This window comes from Amycolatopsis sp. NPDC004747, from assembly GCF_053601335.1.
The window spans coordinates 236,275-251,307 of record NZ_JBSGBQ010000013.1 but is presented as its reverse complement, the minus strand read 5'-3'; the positions used below and the strand labels follow the sequence as shown (position 1 = coordinate 251,307).

General features: G+C 70.7%; 15 protein-coding genes. 7 read left to right on the top strand and 8 right to left on the bottom strand.

What is annotated here, in order from left to right; all coding sequences use genetic code 11:
• Nucleotides 1-130 precede the first annotated feature (130 nt).
• Nucleotides 131-721, bottom strand: coding sequence for a class I SAM-dependent methyltransferase (locus tag ACWEGE_RS23125; RefSeq protein WP_449662505.1), 591 nt, complete (start codon nt 719-721; stop codon nt 131-133).
• Between the two features lie 76 nt (nt 722-797).
• Between ACWEGE_RS23125 and ACWEGE_RS23120 the strand changes: the two genes are divergently transcribed.
• A complete protein-coding gene (locus tag ACWEGE_RS23120) occupies nt 798-1,511 on the top strand; it encodes an AraC family transcriptional regulator (protein ID WP_449662516.1) in 714 nt (237 codons plus the stop codon).
• A 1-nt stretch (nt 1,512) separates the two neighbouring features.
• Here the strand turns inward: ACWEGE_RS23120 and ACWEGE_RS23115 are convergent, their stop codons facing one another.
• A complete protein-coding gene (locus ACWEGE_RS23115) occupies nt 1,513-3,081 on the bottom strand; it encodes a dolichyl-phosphate-mannose--protein mannosyltransferase (protein WP_449662504.1) in 1,569 nt (522 codons plus the stop codon).
• A gap of 68 nt (nt 3,082-3,149) precedes the next feature.
• Between ACWEGE_RS23115 and rsmI the strand changes: the two genes are divergently transcribed.
• Nucleotides 3,150-3,986, top strand: a complete 837-nt coding sequence (gene rsmI / locus ACWEGE_RS23110) for a 16S rRNA (cytidine(1402)-2'-O)-methyltransferase (protein ID WP_449662503.1) — start codon at nt 3,150-3,152, stop codon at nt 3,984-3,986.
• The gene (locus ACWEGE_RS23105) at nt 3,983-4,486 is read left to right on the top strand and encodes an SUKH-3 domain-containing protein (protein ID WP_449662502.1); all 504 of its coding nucleotides are present in this window, start codon (nt 3,983-3,985) and stop codon (nt 4,484-4,486) included. Before rsmI ends, ACWEGE_RS23105 begins: the two co-directional genes overlap by 4 nt.
• Here the strand turns inward: ACWEGE_RS23105 and ACWEGE_RS23100 are convergent.
• Entirely contained in the window at nt 4,479-5,018 is a 540-nt protein-coding gene (locus ACWEGE_RS23100; protein WP_449662501.1) for a QsdR family transcriptional regulator, read from the bottom strand. The genes ACWEGE_RS23105 and ACWEGE_RS23100 overlap by 8 nt on opposite strands.
• A 42-nt stretch (nt 5,019-5,060) precedes the next feature.
• On the opposite strand from ACWEGE_RS23100, the gene ACWEGE_RS23095 reads away from it, so the two are divergent.
• Entirely contained in the window at nt 5,061-6,017 is a 957-nt protein-coding gene (locus ACWEGE_RS23095) for a quinone oxidoreductase family protein (protein WP_449662500.1), read from the top strand.
• Here the strand turns inward: ACWEGE_RS23095 and ACWEGE_RS23090 are convergent.
• The 5 genes from ACWEGE_RS23090 to ACWEGE_RS23070 all read right to left on the bottom strand — a co-directional run bounded on the left by ACWEGE_RS23090 (nt 5,994) and on the right by ACWEGE_RS23070 (nt 10,370).
• A complete protein-coding gene (locus ACWEGE_RS23090; RefSeq protein WP_449662499.1) occupies nt 5,994-7,247 on the bottom strand; it encodes an aminodeoxychorismate synthase component I in 1,254 nt (417 codons plus the stop codon). The genes ACWEGE_RS23095 and ACWEGE_RS23090 overlap by 24 nt on opposite strands.
• 19 nt (nt 7,248-7,266) lie before the next feature.
• Complete coding sequence (locus ACWEGE_RS23085) at nt 7,267-7,881, bottom strand: glycoside hydrolase family 25 protein (RefSeq protein WP_449662498.1); 615 nt, start codon at nt 7,879-7,881, stop codon at nt 7,267-7,269.
• Nucleotides 7,882-7,959: 78 nt separating this feature from the next.
• The gene (locus ACWEGE_RS23080) at nt 7,960-8,724 is read right to left on the bottom strand and encodes an ABC transporter permease (protein ID WP_449662497.1); all 765 of its coding nucleotides are present in this window, start codon (nt 8,722-8,724) and stop codon (nt 7,960-7,962) included.
• On the bottom strand, nt 8,714-9,691 hold the full coding sequence (locus ACWEGE_RS23075) for an ATP-binding cassette domain-containing protein (RefSeq protein WP_449662496.1): 978 nt from the start codon (nt 9,689-9,691) through the stop codon (nt 8,714-8,716). The genes ACWEGE_RS23080 and ACWEGE_RS23075 overlap by 11 nt, the downstream gene beginning before the upstream one ends.
• 82 nt (nt 9,692-9,773) lie before the next feature.
• On the bottom strand, nt 9,774-10,370 hold the full coding sequence (locus ACWEGE_RS23070; protein ID WP_449662495.1) for a PadR family transcriptional regulator: 597 nt from the start codon (nt 10,368-10,370) through the stop codon (nt 9,774-9,776).
• Nucleotides 10,371-10,423: 53 nt separating this feature from the next.
• On the opposite strand from ACWEGE_RS23070, the gene metG reads away from it, so the two are divergent.
• The 3 genes from metG (at nt 10,424) to ACWEGE_RS23055 (ending at nt 14,789) form a co-directional block, all read left to right on the top strand.
• Nucleotides 10,424-12,220, top strand: coding sequence for a methionine--tRNA ligase (metG, locus tag ACWEGE_RS23065; RefSeq protein ID WP_449662494.1), 1,797 nt, complete (start codon nt 10,424-10,426; stop codon nt 12,218-12,220).
• A gap of 9 nt (nt 12,221-12,229) precedes the next feature.
• Nucleotides 12,230-13,066 carry a TatD family hydrolase gene (locus tag ACWEGE_RS23060; protein ID WP_449662493.1) on the top strand — a complete coding sequence of 279 codons (837 nt, stop codon included), beginning with the start codon at nt 12,230-12,232 and terminating at the stop codon, nt 13,064-13,066.
• Between the two features lie 289 nt (nt 13,067-13,355).
• Nucleotides 13,356-14,789, top strand: a complete 1,434-nt coding sequence (locus ACWEGE_RS23055; RefSeq protein WP_449662492.1) for a transglycosylase family protein — start codon at nt 13,356-13,358, stop codon at nt 14,787-14,789.
• The last annotated feature ends 244 nt before the right edge of the window (nt 14,790-15,033 follow it).

The following is a 15,033-nucleotide window of genomic DNA, read 5'->3' as shown; positions in this document are numbered from 1 at the left end:
CGGCTCAAAGTGATAGGCCTCAATCAGGCGACGGGATGACCACCCAGCGGCCCACCTCCAGAAGGCGAGGTGGCAGCGGCAGGTGTGGTCATCCCGGAGCCTGCCCGTCCGGCGAGGACATTCTTTTCTTCTAAGCCGCGGCAGAACGGGAACAGCCGGGCTTGACGGCCGAGAAGGTCAGGAGCTCCTTCGGCCGCAACTCGACGGCCACCTGCTCGAAGCCCGCCTTTTCGAGGCGGGCCGGCAGCGTGCCCGCGTCGACGACGTTCATCGTGTCGCCGAGGTGCAGGAGCCGGAACCGGAAGTTGAGCTGGCCGTCGAAGCCGCAGTACGTCCCGCCCGGGCGCAGCACCCGCGCGGCCTCGGCGAAGATCGCGTCCTGCAGCTTCGCCGTCGGCACGTGGTGCAGCATCGTGAAGCAGGTGACAGCCGAGAACCGGCCGTCGTCGAACGGCATTTCGGCGCCGCTGCCCTCGACGACCTCGACGCGGCCGCCGAACTTCGCCCGCAGCAGCTCGCTCGACGCGGGGTCGATCTCCAGCACGGTCAGCTTCGGCACCAGGCCGAGCAGCACCTTCGTCGTGGCGCCGAAGCCGGGCCCGATCTCGAGCACGTCGTCGCCGAGGTCGCGTTCTGCCAGCCAGGGGGTCAGGCGCTCTTCGACGGTGGCCGCCCACTTCTCGGAGCTGCAGATCCTGCGGTGGATCAGATTCATCGGCATGCGTCCGACGCTATTTCCGCACGCGCGTGGCCGGTAGCCGATAGCCTGCCAAGCAATGTCGCCAACCGGCCAAGCCATGCTGCTCGGCGAGTTCGACCTGCCCGCCGGCACCTGGTTCCCGTGGCACGAACACCCGACCCACCAGCTGGTCTGGTCGGCCCGCGGCGTCGTCGCGGTCAAAGCGGGCGACGCGGGCTGGGTGCTCCCGCCGACCCGCGCGCTGTGGATCCCGGCCGGCCTCCGGCACCGCACCGGCGCGCTCGGGCGGGCGGCGCTGCGCGGCATCTACGCCGACCCGGCGCGCTCGCCGGTGTCGTGGCGCCGGCCGCGGATGGTCGTCGTCCGGCCGCTGCTGCGGGAGCTGCTGGAGTACCTGACCGGCGACGGTGTCGACCCCGAAGCCCGGCTGCGCGCCGAAGCGGTGGCCTTCGACCTGCTGGAACCGCTGGACGTGGTGCCGATCGTGGTGCCGTCGCCGTCCGACCCGCGAGCCCGCGACGTCGAGCGCGCTCTGCTCGCCGACCCCGCGGACCCGCGCACGCTCGCCGAGTTCGGCCGGGACGCCGGGGCCGCGGAACGCACCTTGGCGCGGCTCTTCGTCCGCGAGTGCCGGATGCCGTTCGGGACGTGGCGCACGCAGGTGCGGCTGCGTGCGGCGCTCCCGCTGCTGGCGCAGGGCACGCCGCTGGAGACGGTGGCCCACCGCGTCGGGTACAGCTCGGCGAGCGCGTTCGTCGCGGCCTTCCGGCGGGCCGTCGGCGTCACGCCGGGCGCCTACTTCGCGGGTTGAGCTACCGCCAGGAGGGCAGCCAGCGCTCGGCTTCCCACTGGCCGTTCGTGATCGCGATGCCGTTCAGGATCGGCCACAGCCAGGCGAAGTTCGCCACCACCAGCCCGACGTACAGCGACACCACGAGCAGACCCGTCCCGCGTCTCTCGAACCCGCGCCGCGCGCTGCCGAGGATCTGGCCGAGGCACAGCGTCAACCCCAGTACCAGGAACGCCGCCAGCGGGGTGGCGTAGAAGAAGTACATCTGGCGGTCGATGTTGGTGAACCAGAAGACGTACCCGCCCAGGTAGCCGGCCAGCACGGCCGCGTAGCGCCAGTCCGCGCGGAAGATCGAGCGCCAGGCCGCCCAGCCGAGCATTGGGATCGCCAGCCACCACATCGCCGGGGTGCCGATCAGCATCGTCGCGCTGATGCAGCGGGCCTCGCCGCAGCCGGTGACTTCGCCGTTGTAGCTGTACAGCATCGGGCGCAGCCCCATCGGCCACGTCCACGGCTTCGACTCCCACGGGTGCGGGTTGTCCTTGGGCGTGACCAGGGTTTCGTGGAAGTGCAGGACGTTCGCCGTGTAGTCGCCCAGCGAGCGCAGCGCCGGCGGCACCCACGACCAGAAGCCCGGCGCGATGTCCTTGATCTCGGTGTAGTGCCGGTCGGTGGCGGTTTCGCTGGCGAACCAGGCCCAGTACGCGGCGAAGTACATCAGGAACGGGATGACCAGGATCGCCCACAGCGCGGGCAGCACGTCCCGGCGGATCGTGCCCAGCCAGGGCCGCTCGACGCCGGCCGCGCGCCGGGCCGCGACGTCGAAGAAGACGGTGAGCAGCCCGAACGCGATGATGTAGTACAGCGCCGACCACTTGACGCCGAAGGTGAGCCCGATCATCAGCCCGGTGCCGAACCGCCACCAGCGGAAGCCGAGCTTGGGCCCCCAGACGGACTCGTTGACCCAGCCCTCGCGGACCGCCGTCGCGAGCCGCTCGCGCACCTGGTCGCGGTCGACGAGCACGCAGGCGAACGCGGCGAGCACGAACAGCGCGATGAAGATGTCCAGCATGCCCATCCGCGACTGCAGGTGCAGGACGCCGTCGCTGATCACCAGGATGCCGGCGATGCCGCCGAGCAGCGTCGAGCGGGTCAGCCGGCGGGCGATGCGGACGACCAGCAGCACCATCAGCGTGCCGGCCAGCGCCGGCATGATGCGCCAGCCCCAGCCGTTGTAGCCGAACAGCCATTCGCCGATCGCGATCAGCTGCTTCGCCAGCGGCGGGTGGACGACCAGCTCGTAGCCGTAGTTGTCCTCGTAGCCGCCGTTGCGCAGCACCTGCCACGCCTGCGGGACGTAGTGCTTCTCGTCGAAGACCGGGCTGCCCTTGTCGGTCGGCACGCCGAGGTTCTGCAGGCGGACGATGCCGCCGATCAGGGTCAGCACGAGGGTGACGACCCAGCCGCGCAGCCGGTCGGCCGGCATGCCTCGGCCGAGCAGGGTCAGCTCGCGGTCGCTGGGCGGCCGGAGCGTCTCGACCGGGTCCGGCCGGACGCTTTCGTCGTCGGGACGGGTCAGCACGGCGGTCACGGGGGCGATCCTACGGGCGCGACGGGGCGTCCGTCGTCCGGATCCGCTGATCAGCCTAGGCTGGCCGGGTGACTTCCGGCCGTCTCATCCTCGCCGCCACCCCGCTCGGCGACGTCCGCGACGCTTCCCAGCGCCTGGCCTCGGCCCTCGAGGACGCCGACGTCATCGCGGCCGAGGACACCCGGCGGTTCCGGGCGCTCGCGTCCGCGCTGGAGGTGACTCCGCGAGGCCGGGTGGTGAGCTTCTACGAGGACGTCGAGTCGGCCCGCCTGCCGAAGCTGCTCGAAGCGCTGCACGCGGGCGAGACGGTGGTCCTGGTGACGGACGCCGGGATGCCGAGCGTGTCCGACCCGGGTTTCCGCCTGGTGGCCGCGTGCGTTGAGGCTTCTCTTCCGGTGACGTGCCTGCCGGGCCCGTCCGCGGTGACGACGGCGCTCGCTTTGTCCGGGTTGCCGTGTGACCGGTTCTGCTTCGAGGGGTTCGCCCCGCGCAAGCCGGGCGAGCGGTCTCGCTGGCTGGCTTCGCTGCGCGACGAGCCCCGGACGGCGGTGTTCTTCGAGTCCCCGCACCGGCTGGGGTCCCTTTTGTCGGACGCGGCCGCGGCGCTGGGCCCGGATCGGCGGGCGGCGGTGTGCCGTGAGCTGACGAAGACGTACGAAGAGGTGAAGCGGGGAACGCTGGAAGAGCTGGCCTCGTGGGCGGCGGACGGGGTGCGCGGGGAGATCACGGTGGTGCTGGCCGGGGCGGCCCCGCGGGCGGTTTCGGTGGCGGACCTGGTGGGCGAGGTCGCGGACCGCGTGGCCGCGGGCGAACGGCTGAAAAGCGCCGCGGCGGAGGTCGCCGAGGCGGCCGGGGTGTCGAAGAAGGAGCTTTACGACGCCGTGCTGGCGGCGCGGGTCAAGTGAGCGGCTTCGAATTTCCCGACGTCGTCGTGCGGGCCCTGAACCGCGCCGGGTGGCACCCGGACCGTTCCGTCGACATCTCCGCGTGGGAGGCCGAGCTGGCGGCCGAGGGCTACCGGCTGCGCCCGATCGCGGCCGCGGCACTGCGCTCCTTCGGGGGGCTGAGTCTGCCGCCGGTGCACCGGGCCGGCCCTGACTTCACCAACGACGAACCGTTGACCGTCGATCCGGTCCTAGCCGGTTCCGGTCACCGCGAGCTGGCCCGGGAACTCGCCTCGGAGCTCGGGGGCAACTGGTACCCGCTCGGGGAATGGCTGAGCTCGTCCAGTGTCTTCGTCGAGGACTCCGGCCGGGTGGTGGCGACGGGCCTCGGCTGGCTGTGGGAGCTCGGCGAATCGGTGGACGAGGCGGTCGTCTTCGCGTTGACCGCGCACCGGCCGCTGACCTGCCTGCGGGTCGTGGCCCCCGGCGCGCCGCCTTGGCCGCCGAACCGGGCTACGTGAGCAGCGCCGTGACCGCGGCGTGGGCCTTCGCCGCGTCCGGGGCGTCTCCGGTGATCACGTCCGTGTACACGAACGACTCGCCGATCCGGACCAGCAGGTAGGCCAGGTCCGGCACCGGCAGCGGCGGCTCCAGCCGCCCGGCCGCCACCTCCGAAGCCAGCAGCGACTCCAGCTTCTCCGTCGTCCGGCGTTGGCAAACGCTTGCGCGGGTCGTCAGCAGCCGCAGCGCCCGCTCCGGCTCGCGGCGCAGGAAGTCACGGAACGGCGGTGAGTCGTTCGCGAACCGGACGTACCCGCTCACGAAGTCCGCGATCCCCGCGGCCCCGCGGCCTACGCAGGAGGGCCACAGCCGGGCGATCGAAGCCGAGGACAGCGACCACAGGATCTCGCCCAGCAGCAGGTCGCGGGACCCCACCCGCCGGTGCAGCGTCGCCCGGCTGATCGACAGTGCTTCCGCCAGCTCTCCCATGTCGACGCGGCGGCCGGCCAGGAACCAGTCGCGGGCGAGGTCGAACGCAGCCGTGTGAGACATATGCCAGAATGTCTCACAACCACGACGGAGAGGGAACGCGACATGCGCGCAGTGCAGGTGACCGAGTTCGGCGGACCCGAGGTGCTCACCCCCGTCGAGCTGCCCGACCCGGTGGCCGGGCCCGGTGAGGTCCTCATCGACGTCGACCGCATCGGCGTCAACTACGCCGACACCCACCAGGCCGAGAACTCCTACCTCGCGCCGTCCCAGCTGCCGCTCGTTCCCGGCGGCGAGGTCGTCGGGACCCACGACGGCAAGCGGGTCGTCGCCCTGCTCAACGGCGGTGGCGGGTACGCCGAGAAGGCCGTCGCGCCGGCCGCCACCACCTTCCCCGTTCCCGACGGCATCGACGACCTCACCGCGCTGTCCATGCTGGTCCAGGGCACCACCGCCTGGGTGCTGCTCCGCAGGAACGCCCACCTGGCCGAAGGCGAATCGGTCGTCGTGCACGCCGCCGCCGGTGGGGTGGGGACCGTCGCCGTGCAGCTCGCCAAGGCCTGGGGCGCCGGCCGCGTCATCGCCACCGCCAGCAGCGAGGAGAAGCGCGCGCTCGCCCTCGAACTCGGCGCGGACGTCGCGATCGACTCGCGCGCCGAGGACATGACCGCCGCGCTGATCGAGGCGAACAACGGCCGCCGCGTCGACGTCGTGCTCGACATGGTCGGCGGGACGACCACCGACCAGAGCATCGCCGCGCTCGCGCCGTTCGGCCGGCTGGCCTTCTACGGCATGGCGGGCCGCGAGAGCCCGAAGCCCGTCGAGCTGCGCAACGTCCTCGGCCACAGCACCACGATCAGCGGCATGTGGCTGCCGCACGTCTTCCGGCTGCCGGGCAACGTCTTCGGCACCGCCCTCACCGAGCTGTTCGACCTGGTCCTGGCGGGCAACCTGAAGGCCATCCCGGGCGGCGAGTACGCGCTTTCGGACGCCCGCGGCGCGCACGAGGCGCTGCGCTCCCGCAAGACCGTCGGGAAGCTACTGCTCGACCCCGGCAAGTAGGAGGTGTTCCAGGGGTGCCGCCTTGTGGAGGCACTCCTGCCACTCCGCCTCCGGGTCCGAGTCCGCCGTGATCCCGCCGCCGACGCCGAGCGCGATCGAGTCCCCGGCGATCTCGAACGTCCGGATCGCCACGTTCAGCTCCAGGCCCGCCACCGGCGACACCAGCCCGATCGCTCCCGTGTAGACGCCGCGCCCGCACGGTTCCAGCGCGGCGATCAGGTCCAGCGCGCGGATCTTCGGCGCGCCCGTCACCGACCCCGGCGGGAAGGCGGCCGCGAGCAGATCGGCGTCCGAAACCGGCGGCCGCAGCACGCCCGTCACCGTCGAGTCCAGGTGCCACACCCCGGGCGCCGGGCGGACCTGCAGCAGCGACGGCACCGTCACCGACCCGACCTCGCACACCCGGCCGAGGTCGTTGCGCACCAGGTCGGTGATCATCACGTTTTCCGCGACGTCCTTCGTGGACCGGCGCAGCAGCACGGCGTTCCCGTCGTCGGCGGGCCCGCGGCGGGGCAGCGTCCCCTTGATCGGCGTCGAGCGCACCGCACGTCCGTGCCGCGCGAGGAACAGCTCCGGCGAGAACGACACCACCGAGCCCCACGCTCCGGACAGGAAGGCCGCGCGGCGGGGCGCCAGCGAGGACACCCCGGCCGAGAACAGGGCGGCAGGCGAGCCGGAGAACGAGCCCGTGAACCGCGCGCAGACGTTGGCCTGGAACAGCTCCCCGGCCTCGATCGCGTGCACGCACGCCTTCACCGCGTCCCGGTGCTCCGAGGGCAGCGGGCGCCGCAGCGGTCCCGCCGACCACGAACCGGCCGGGACGTCGGCGGCCAGCAGGGATTCCATTGTGGACACCGACGGACCGCCGCCGTCCAGTGACTCCAGGTGGCACGTGCCCGACGCGGACCACCGCAGCACGTGGTCCGCCCAGCCCCAGGCGGACGCGGGCAGCGCGCCGGTCCGGCCCGACGGGTCGGCCAGGTCGTAGCCCAGGTACCCGAACCAGCCGCCGCCGATCACGCCGGGTGCGGCATCGACCTCCGGCGCGAAGGACGGCAACGCGGACGGGGTGACCGAAAGCGACGGCGCGATCACGGCCCCGGCAGAAAACCACTCACCGGAGAGCATCGCGGGCGGCGGCAACCCGCGCGAAGCGGCGTGGTGGGCGAGCACCGAAAAAGCGCGCGCAGGCGTCACGTCCGTCCGGAGCGGCCTGCTCGTCACGCGCATGGCGACATACCACCACACGTCAGAGCAGCAAGTCGCCCAATGTGAACGGGTACACGACGGCGTTCTGCTCCACCGGCGCGGCGATGCCGGGGACGTCGGGCGCGTACGCGTGCTGGTGCACCCCGAGCCGCGAGTGGAACCAGCCCGCCCGCCCCGGGATGCCGTTGTGCCGGACCAGCCACAGCACCACCTCGCTGTCGGCCCAGCGGTCCGGGTGCAGGCGGTGCTGCCAGCAGTCGTAGTCGGCGTAGACCAGCACCCGCTCGATCCGCGCCGCGTGCCGGACGTGCTTGATCCACGCCTTGACGAACCGGTCGTCGACGCTCGGCGCCGCCACCTCCAGTGCCGGGGCGAGCGAGCCGGGGGCGAACGCGCCGAGCCTGCTGGCCGTCCGCACGAAGAAGTCCGCCTGGTCGTGGACCGCGCCGGGCCGCGCGTAGTGCCGCCCGCCGGCGTGCAGCCCGGCTTCCTGCGCGCCGGCCAGGTTGCGTTCCGCGGCCGGGTCGCTCCAGTTGACGTTCTCGCTGATCGTCACGGACACGAACCGCGTCTGCGCGCCGCGCACGGCCTGCCAGTCGGCCACGCGCTCGCGGTGCGACAGCGAAATGCCGAGTTCACTCTCCGGCTCTGTCACGGTCCGCCCCCGGCGCTTCGGTGGAGAGCACACCATACGTCGCCGGAGACGGACCCGCAGTGACACACACCGTGTTGATCAGGCGTTTTCCTTCTGGAAGGTGCGTGTTCCCCACCACAGGGACAACACCGCCATCACGAGCACCACGACACCGCCCGTGAACAGGGCGTCCATCGTGAAGTCGCCGCCGAAGCTGTTCCGCTCGACGTCGACGACGTGCCGGAACGGGTTGATCCGCGAAACCGTGTAGAGCCAGTCCGGTGCCTTCCCGGCGGTGATCGGCAGCAGGATCCCGGAGAGCAGCAACAGCGGGATGAGCACCGCGTTGAGCAGGGCGGGGAAGGTCTCCTCGCTCTTCAGCGTCAACGCCAGCGCGTAGGAGCACGACGCCAGCGACACCGCCAGCAGGAACACGATCACCAGGCACAGCAGGACGCCGCCGAGGGGTGCGTCGAGCGGGAAGACCAGCGCGGCCAGCACGATGATCAGCACGGCCTGCACCACCGCCTGCAGCGCGCTGGCCAGCACCTTGCCCAGCAGCAGCGCGACCCGGCTGACCGGCGTCACCCGGAACCGCTCGACGACGCCGGAGCGGTACTCGGCCAGCAGCCCGAAGCCGACGAACGAGCTGCCGAACAGGGCCAGCTGCGCGATCAGCGCCGGGGTCAGCAGCATCCAGCCCTGCACTTCGGTCAGGCCCTGGCCCTGCATGGCCTGCACCATCAGCGGACCGAACAGGAACAGGTACAGCAGCGGCTGCATGATCCCGATCAGCACCCAGGTCGGGTTGCGCAGGGCCGCTTTCATGTCGCGGCGGAAGATCAGCCAGGTGTCACGCAGCACGGCCGGCCTCCTCCGCTTCCCGCAGCGAGCGGCCGGTCAGGGTCAGGAAAACGTCGTCGAGCGTCGGCCGGTGCACCTGGACCGACAGCATCGCGATGCCCTTGGCGTCCAGCGCGCGCAGCAGCTCCGGCAGCGCGACGTCGCCGCGCGGCACCCGGAACCGGATCTCGCCGCCGTCGGTGGACAGCTCCTGCACGCCCGCGAGCCGTCCGGCGATGTCGGCGGCGTCGGTGGCCTGCTCGGGCTCGACGCCGACCTCGACGCGGTCGCCGTTGACGCGCGCCTTGAGCGCGTCCGGCGTCCCTTCGGCGACGATCCGGCCGTCGTCGATCACGATCAGCCGGTCCGACAGCGCGTCGGCCTCGTCGAGGTAGTGGGTGGTGAGGAAGACGGTGACGCCCTGCTCGGCGCGCAGCCGGCGGATGTGCTCCCACAGGTTGGCGCGGCTCTGCGGGTCGAGGCCGGTCGACGGTTCGTCGAGGAACACCAGGCCGGGCGAGTGGATCAGCCCGAGCGCGATGTCGAGCCGCCGCCGCTGGCCACCCGACAGCGTCTTGGTCAGCCGCTGGTCCAGCCCGGTCAGGTCGAGCTGCTCGGCGAGCTCGGCGCCGCGCGCGATCGCGTCGGCCTTGCTCATCCGGTAGAGCCTGCCCTGCAGCTCCAGCTCGTCGGCGACCTTGCTTTCGGGCGCGCTGCCGCCGCCCTGGGCGACGTACCCGATGCGCTTGCGCACGCCGAGCGGGTCGGCGAGCAGGTCGCAGCCGCCGACGGTCGCGGTGCCCGCGGTCGGCTGCAGCAGCGTGGTCAGCATGCGCAGGGTGGTGGTCTTCCCGGCGCCGTTGGGCCCGAGGAAGCCGACCAGCTCACCCGCTTCGACGTCGAGGTCGACGCCCTTCACCGCGTGGACTTCGCCCCCAGTGCGGCCCTTGCGGCGGAACCGCCGCTCGAGACCGCGTGCCGTGATCATGAGAACCCCTCTCGAAAAGTAGTCAAGCTTGACTAGCTGAGGCGCACACTGTGCCTGAGAAGGATGCGCTAGTCAAACTTGATTACTCGGGTGGCACCCCGAAGGCCTCGCCGGACTCGCCTGCCATCACGTAGTCGCCCGCTTCGAGCCGTTCGATCAGCCGTTCCAGCCAGGCGTGGCTCGCGTCGGTGATCCCACCCCACAGCCGGTACAGCTCGCCGACGTGCTCCGGTGTGCCCAGTCCCATGTTCACCTTGAGCTCTTCGAGCATCAGCTTCGCCTGCCGCTGCTCGGCCTCCAGGTGCACCAGCCGGTGCCGGAGCAGGTTGACCACCCTGGCCCGGGGGAGCGTGGTCATCAGCGAAATCGCCGCTGACAGGTCCGGGTGGTTGAGCTGGGGGTCGGACAGCGCCTTCGACAGCAGCACCTGGTACTCCTGCTCGCCCTCGCCGGTGAGCCGGTAGGCGGTTCGGTCCGGGCCGCCGTCGCCCGGCTCGACGTCGACCTGCTCCAGCAGGTCCTCGGCGGTCATCTTCTTCAGCGCGTGGTAGATCGACCCGGGCTGGACGTTGGCCCACTTGTCCGCCGACCAGGTCAGCAGCTCGCGCCGCACCTGGTAGCCGTGCGCGCGGCCGTACATGCGTACGACTCCGAGCACGAGCAGCCGTGTCGCCGACAACCGGGGCCTCCCTCTCGAAAACGCGCGTGACGCCCTCCGTAGGCTAATAAGGTATGAGCACCCCTGTGTTGACCGCGGTGGCCTGGCCCTACGCCAACGGCCCCCGCCACATCGGCCACGTGTCCGGATTCGGCGTCCCGTCCGACGTCTTCTCCCGCTACCAGCGAATGGCCGGCAACCGGGTGCTCATGGTGTCCGGGACCGACGAACACGGCACCCCGATCACCGTCCAGGCCGACAAGGAGAACTCCACCCCGCAGCAGACGGCGGACAAGTACACCCGCCAGATCGGGAACGACCTGCAGGGCCTCGGCCTGTCCTACGACCTGTTCACCCGCACCACCACGGGTAACCACGCCGAAGTGACGCAGCAGATCTTCCTGGCGCTGCACCGCAACGGCTACGTCGTGCCCAAGACCACGCGCGGGGCGATCAGCCCGTCCACCGGCCGCACGCTGCCCGACCGCTACGTCGAGGGCACCTGCCCGATCTGCGGGTACGACGGCGCGCGCGGCGACCAGTGCGACAACTGCGGCAACCAGCTCGACGCCGCCGAGCTGATCAACCCGAAGTCGCGGATCAACGGCGAGACGCCGAAGTTCGTCGAGACCGAGCACTACTTCCTCGACCTGCCGGCCTTCACCAAGACCCTCGGCGACTGGCTGGGCACCAAGACCGACTGGCGCCCCAACGTCCTCAACTTCACCAAGAACCTGATCGACGACATGCGGCCGCGGCCGATCACCCGCGACCTGGACTGGGGCGTCAAGATCCCCCTCGACGGCTGGCGCGACCAGCCGCTGAAGCGGTTCTACGTCTGGTTCGACGCGGTGATCGGGTACTTCTCGGCCAGCGTCGAGTGGGCCCGCCGGTCCGGCAACCCGGACGCGTGGCAGGAGTGGTGGAACAACGCCGACGCGCGGTCCTACTACTTCATGGGCAAGGACAACATCACCTTCCACGCCCAGATCTGGCCGGCGCTGCTGTTCGGCCACAACGGCGAGGGCGACCGCGGCGGCGAGCCGGGCAAGTACGGGAAGCTGCACCTGCCCGACGAGATCGTCTCGTCCGAGTTCCTCACCATGAGCGGCTCGAAGTTCTCGACCTCGCGCGGGCGCGTGATCTACGTCGAGGACTTCCTGCGCGACTTCGGCCCGGACACGCTGCGGTACTTCATCTCGGTCGCCGGCCCGGAGACCCAGGACACCGACTTCACCTGGGACGAGTTCGTCCGCCGGACCAACTTCGAGCTGGCCAACGAGTGGGGCAACCTGGTCAACCGGTCCATCTCGATGGCGCACAAGAACGTCGGCGCCATCCCGCGCCCGGAGGCCCCGACGGCGGCCGACGAAGAGCTGAAGGCGTTGTCGCGCAAGGCGTTCGACACCGCGGGCGCGCACCTGGCCCGGTCCCGGTTCAAGCTGGCGGCGGCCGAGGCGATGAAGGTCGTCACCGCGGCGAACAAGTACATCTCCGACCAGGAGCCGTGGAAGCTCAAGGACGACCCCACGCGGCGCGACACCGTGCTGCACACCGCGCTGCAGGTCGTCTCGGACGCCAACACGCTGCTGACGCCGTTCTTGCCGCACTCGGCCCAGAAGGTGCACGAGGCCCTCGGCGGCACCGGCGTCTGGGCGGCCCAGCCGGAGCTCAAGGAGGTCGACGACCTCGACATCGACGGCCGGGTCAACCCGATCCTCACCGGCGACTACGCGGCCGAGCAGGCGAAGTGGGCGTCGACGCCGATCGAGGTCGGCAAGCCCCTGGAAAAGCCGTCGCCGCTGTTCACCAAGCTCGACCCGGCGCTCGGCGAGACCGGTCCGGAGTGGGCGCCGATCATCAAGGAGTAAGAAGAACGCATGGGTGATCAGAAGCGCGAGCTGCCGCCGGTCCCGGACCGGCTCCCGGTGTCGGTGGTGGACGCGCACACCCATCTCGACGCGTGCGGCGCGGTCACCGCGGCCGATGTCACGGCCATGGTCGACCGCGCCGAGCGCGCCGGCGTCGCCCGCGTCGTCACGGTCGCGGACGACCTCGCCTCGGCTCGCTGGGTCACCGAGGCCGCCACCTGGGACCGCCGGGTCTGGGCCGCCGTGGCGATCCACCCGACCCGGACCAAGGAGTTCGGCGAGGCCGAGAAGTCCGAAGTGGAACGCCTGGCCGCGCACGAGCGCGTGGTCGCGGTGGGCGAGACCGGCCTCGACTACTACTGGGACTACTCGCCGCACGACGCCCAGCAGGAGGCGTTTCGCTGGCACATCGACCTCGCGAAGCGGCTCGGCAAGCCGCTGATGATCCACGACCGCGAGGCCCACGACGACGTGCTGCGCATCTTGGCCGAAGAGGGTGCGCCGAATGCCGTAATCTTCCATTGTTTTTCCGGGGACGCGGAAATGGCGCGCAAGTGCGTCGACGCGGGGTATGTCCTTTCCTTCGCGGGCACGGTGACGTTCAAGAACGCGAAGGGGCTCCACGAGGCGGCCCGGCTCTGCCCGGCGGGGCAGTACCTCGTCGAGACCGACGCCCCGTTTCTGACCCCCCACCCGTTCCGTGGGCGGCCGAACGAGCCGTTCGGCGCCGCTTACACCGTCCGTCACCTCGCGGCGCTCAGGGGCGAAGCTGTCCACGAAGTCGCCGAATCGGTCCGGACCACCGCCGAGCGGGTGTACCGACTCCCCAGTGTCACAACGGGTTGAACGCATTGCGACATAAGGGGTCCGGCCTACGCCACCTGAAGGAGTGACCCAGATCACGACACTCCGGGGGGTGTTTGCGCAACCCGCCGCGACCCGTTACTGTCCCGTGATCGTGCCGGTCGGTACTGCACTCAGCAGTTGCCGGCTGTTACGCCCACAGTCACGTCAGTGCACGTCGGGGAAGCGGAACCGGGAGCGGTACGGCCCGGAACCGTGACGATGGCGCCGGCTGCGGGCCCAGACGTAAAGGTGCTGCCCCGAACGGCGCCTTGGGAAAGGGAACGACCCGGTGACAGGTAGCAGACAGGCTGGAGCGCGCTCCGCGGCCGTGCTCGATCGCGAATTCGGCTTCGAGGACACTGCGTACGGCCAGCTCGACTTCTCCGACGACCCGAACATCACGCAGCAGGACATCCTCGCCGCGCTCGGCCCCGATGCCGACGCGATGATGGCCGAGATCGACGTCGACGTCGACGAGCTGATCCGCCTCATCAACGCCGAGACGACGTACCTGCCCCCGATCGTCATCCCGGACGAGTTCGAGTCGGACCGCACAGCTTCCCCGCAGGCCCGCAAGGCCGCGCTGGACGAGGGGCTCCGCGAGACCACCAAGGTCTGGAAGCGCCGCTTCCTCAAGGGTGCCGTCCTCTCCGTCATGATTTCGATCGCCGGCGGCGGCGCGGCCGCGCTGGCGATGAACAAGAGCATCACCGTCGACGTCGACGGCCACCAGCAGACCGTGCACTCCTTCGGCGACACCGTCGGCGAGGTGCTCGAGGACGCGGGCCTGTCCGTCGGTGCGCACGACTCGCTCTCCCCGTCCCCGCAGGCTGAGGTCGGCGACGGCGGCGTCATCAAGCTCGAGCGCGGCCGCCAGCTGAAGATGATCGTCGACGGCGCGGAGCACACCTCCTGGGTCCGCGCGACCCACCTCGGCGACGCGCTGTCCCAGCTCGGCATGGCCGAGATGGACAAGCCCGGCACGTGGATGTCGATGCCGAAGAGCGGTGAGCTGCCCCTGGAGGGCGCCACCGTCGAGATCAAGACCCTGAAGAACATCACCCTGTACGACGGCGGCAACGCGCCGAAGCAGGTCAAGACCACCGCGGTCACGACGAAGGAGTTCCTGGGCGAGTACAAGCTCACCCTGGGCCCGGAGGACCAGGCCGAGGGCGGCCTGGACGTCAAGCTGACCGACGGCGCCGAGGTGCACATCAGCCGCACCGGCGTCTCGACGGTCGTCCAGAAGGAGTCCATCGACCCGCCCGAGCAGCGCGTCGACGACCCGGACCTGGCCAAGGGCAAGACGCAGGTCGAGGACCCCGGCACGCCCGGTGAGAAGGAAGTGACCTACAAGGTCACGCAGAAGAACGGCAAGGAGGTCGGCCGGGAGAGCATCTCCGAGAAGGTCCTCACCCAGCCGAAGCCGAAGATCGTCCACGTCGGCACCAAGCAGGCCCCGAACCCGGACATCGGCGACGGCTCCGCGTGGGACCGCATCGCGCAGTGCGAGTCGGGCGGCAACTGGGCCATCAACACCGGCAACGGCTACTACGGCGGCCTCCAGTTCGACAAGCGCACCTGGGACGCCTACGGCGGCGACGAGTACGCCGCGCTGCCGAACCAGGCCACGCGCGAGCAGCAGATCGCGATCGCCGAGAAGGTCAAGGCAGGCCGTGGCGGCAGCTACAGCGCCTGGCCGGTCTGCGGCAAGAAGGCCTGACGCATTCCACGAACCGGCCCCCGTCCACCCCGGACGGGGGCCGCTTCGCGTGCGCCAAGAGACATCACGCGTGATTGGGGAGTCAACTCGCGTGATCAAGGAGTCGACACGCCGGATCCGCCCCACCTCGCCGTATCGTCCCTCCAATCACGCGTGTCGACCCTCCAATCACGCGAGATGCCCTCCCAATCACGCGAGATCCGCCCTCGATCACGCGAGATCCGCCGCTGATCACGCCGGTTCC

Bases quoted from the DNA above. Each gene is read 5' to 3' on its own strand.
- ACWEGE_RS23125 (WP_449662505.1), bottom strand. From the start codon at position 721: ATGCCGATGAATCTGATCCACCGCAGGATCTGCAGCTCCGAGAAGTGG.
- ACWEGE_RS23120 (WP_449662516.1), top strand. From the start codon at position 798: ATGCTGCTCGGCGAGTTCGACCTGCCCGCCGGCACCTGGTTCCCGTGG.
- ACWEGE_RS23100 (WP_449662501.1), bottom strand. From the start codon at position 5,018: ATGTCTCACACGGCTGCGTTCGACCTCGCCCGCGACTGGTTCCTGGCC.
- ACWEGE_RS23095 (WP_449662500.1), top strand. From the start codon at position 5,061: ATGCGCGCAGTGCAGGTGACCGAGTTCGGCGGACCCGAGGTGCTCACC.
- ACWEGE_RS23090 (WP_449662499.1), bottom strand. From the start codon at position 7,247: ATGCGCGTGACGAGCAGGCCGCTCCGGACGGACGTGACGCCTGCGCGC.
- ACWEGE_RS23075 (WP_449662496.1), bottom strand. From the start codon at position 9,691: ATGATCACGGCACGCGGTCTCGAGCGGCGGTTCCGCCGCAAGGGCCGC.
- metG (WP_449662494.1), top strand. From the start codon at position 10,424: ATGAGCACCCCTGTGTTGACCGCGGTGGCCTGGCCCTACGCCAACGGC.
- ACWEGE_RS23060 (WP_449662493.1), top strand. From the start codon at position 12,230: ATGGGTGATCAGAAGCGCGAGCTGCCGCCGGTCCCGGACCGGCTCCCG.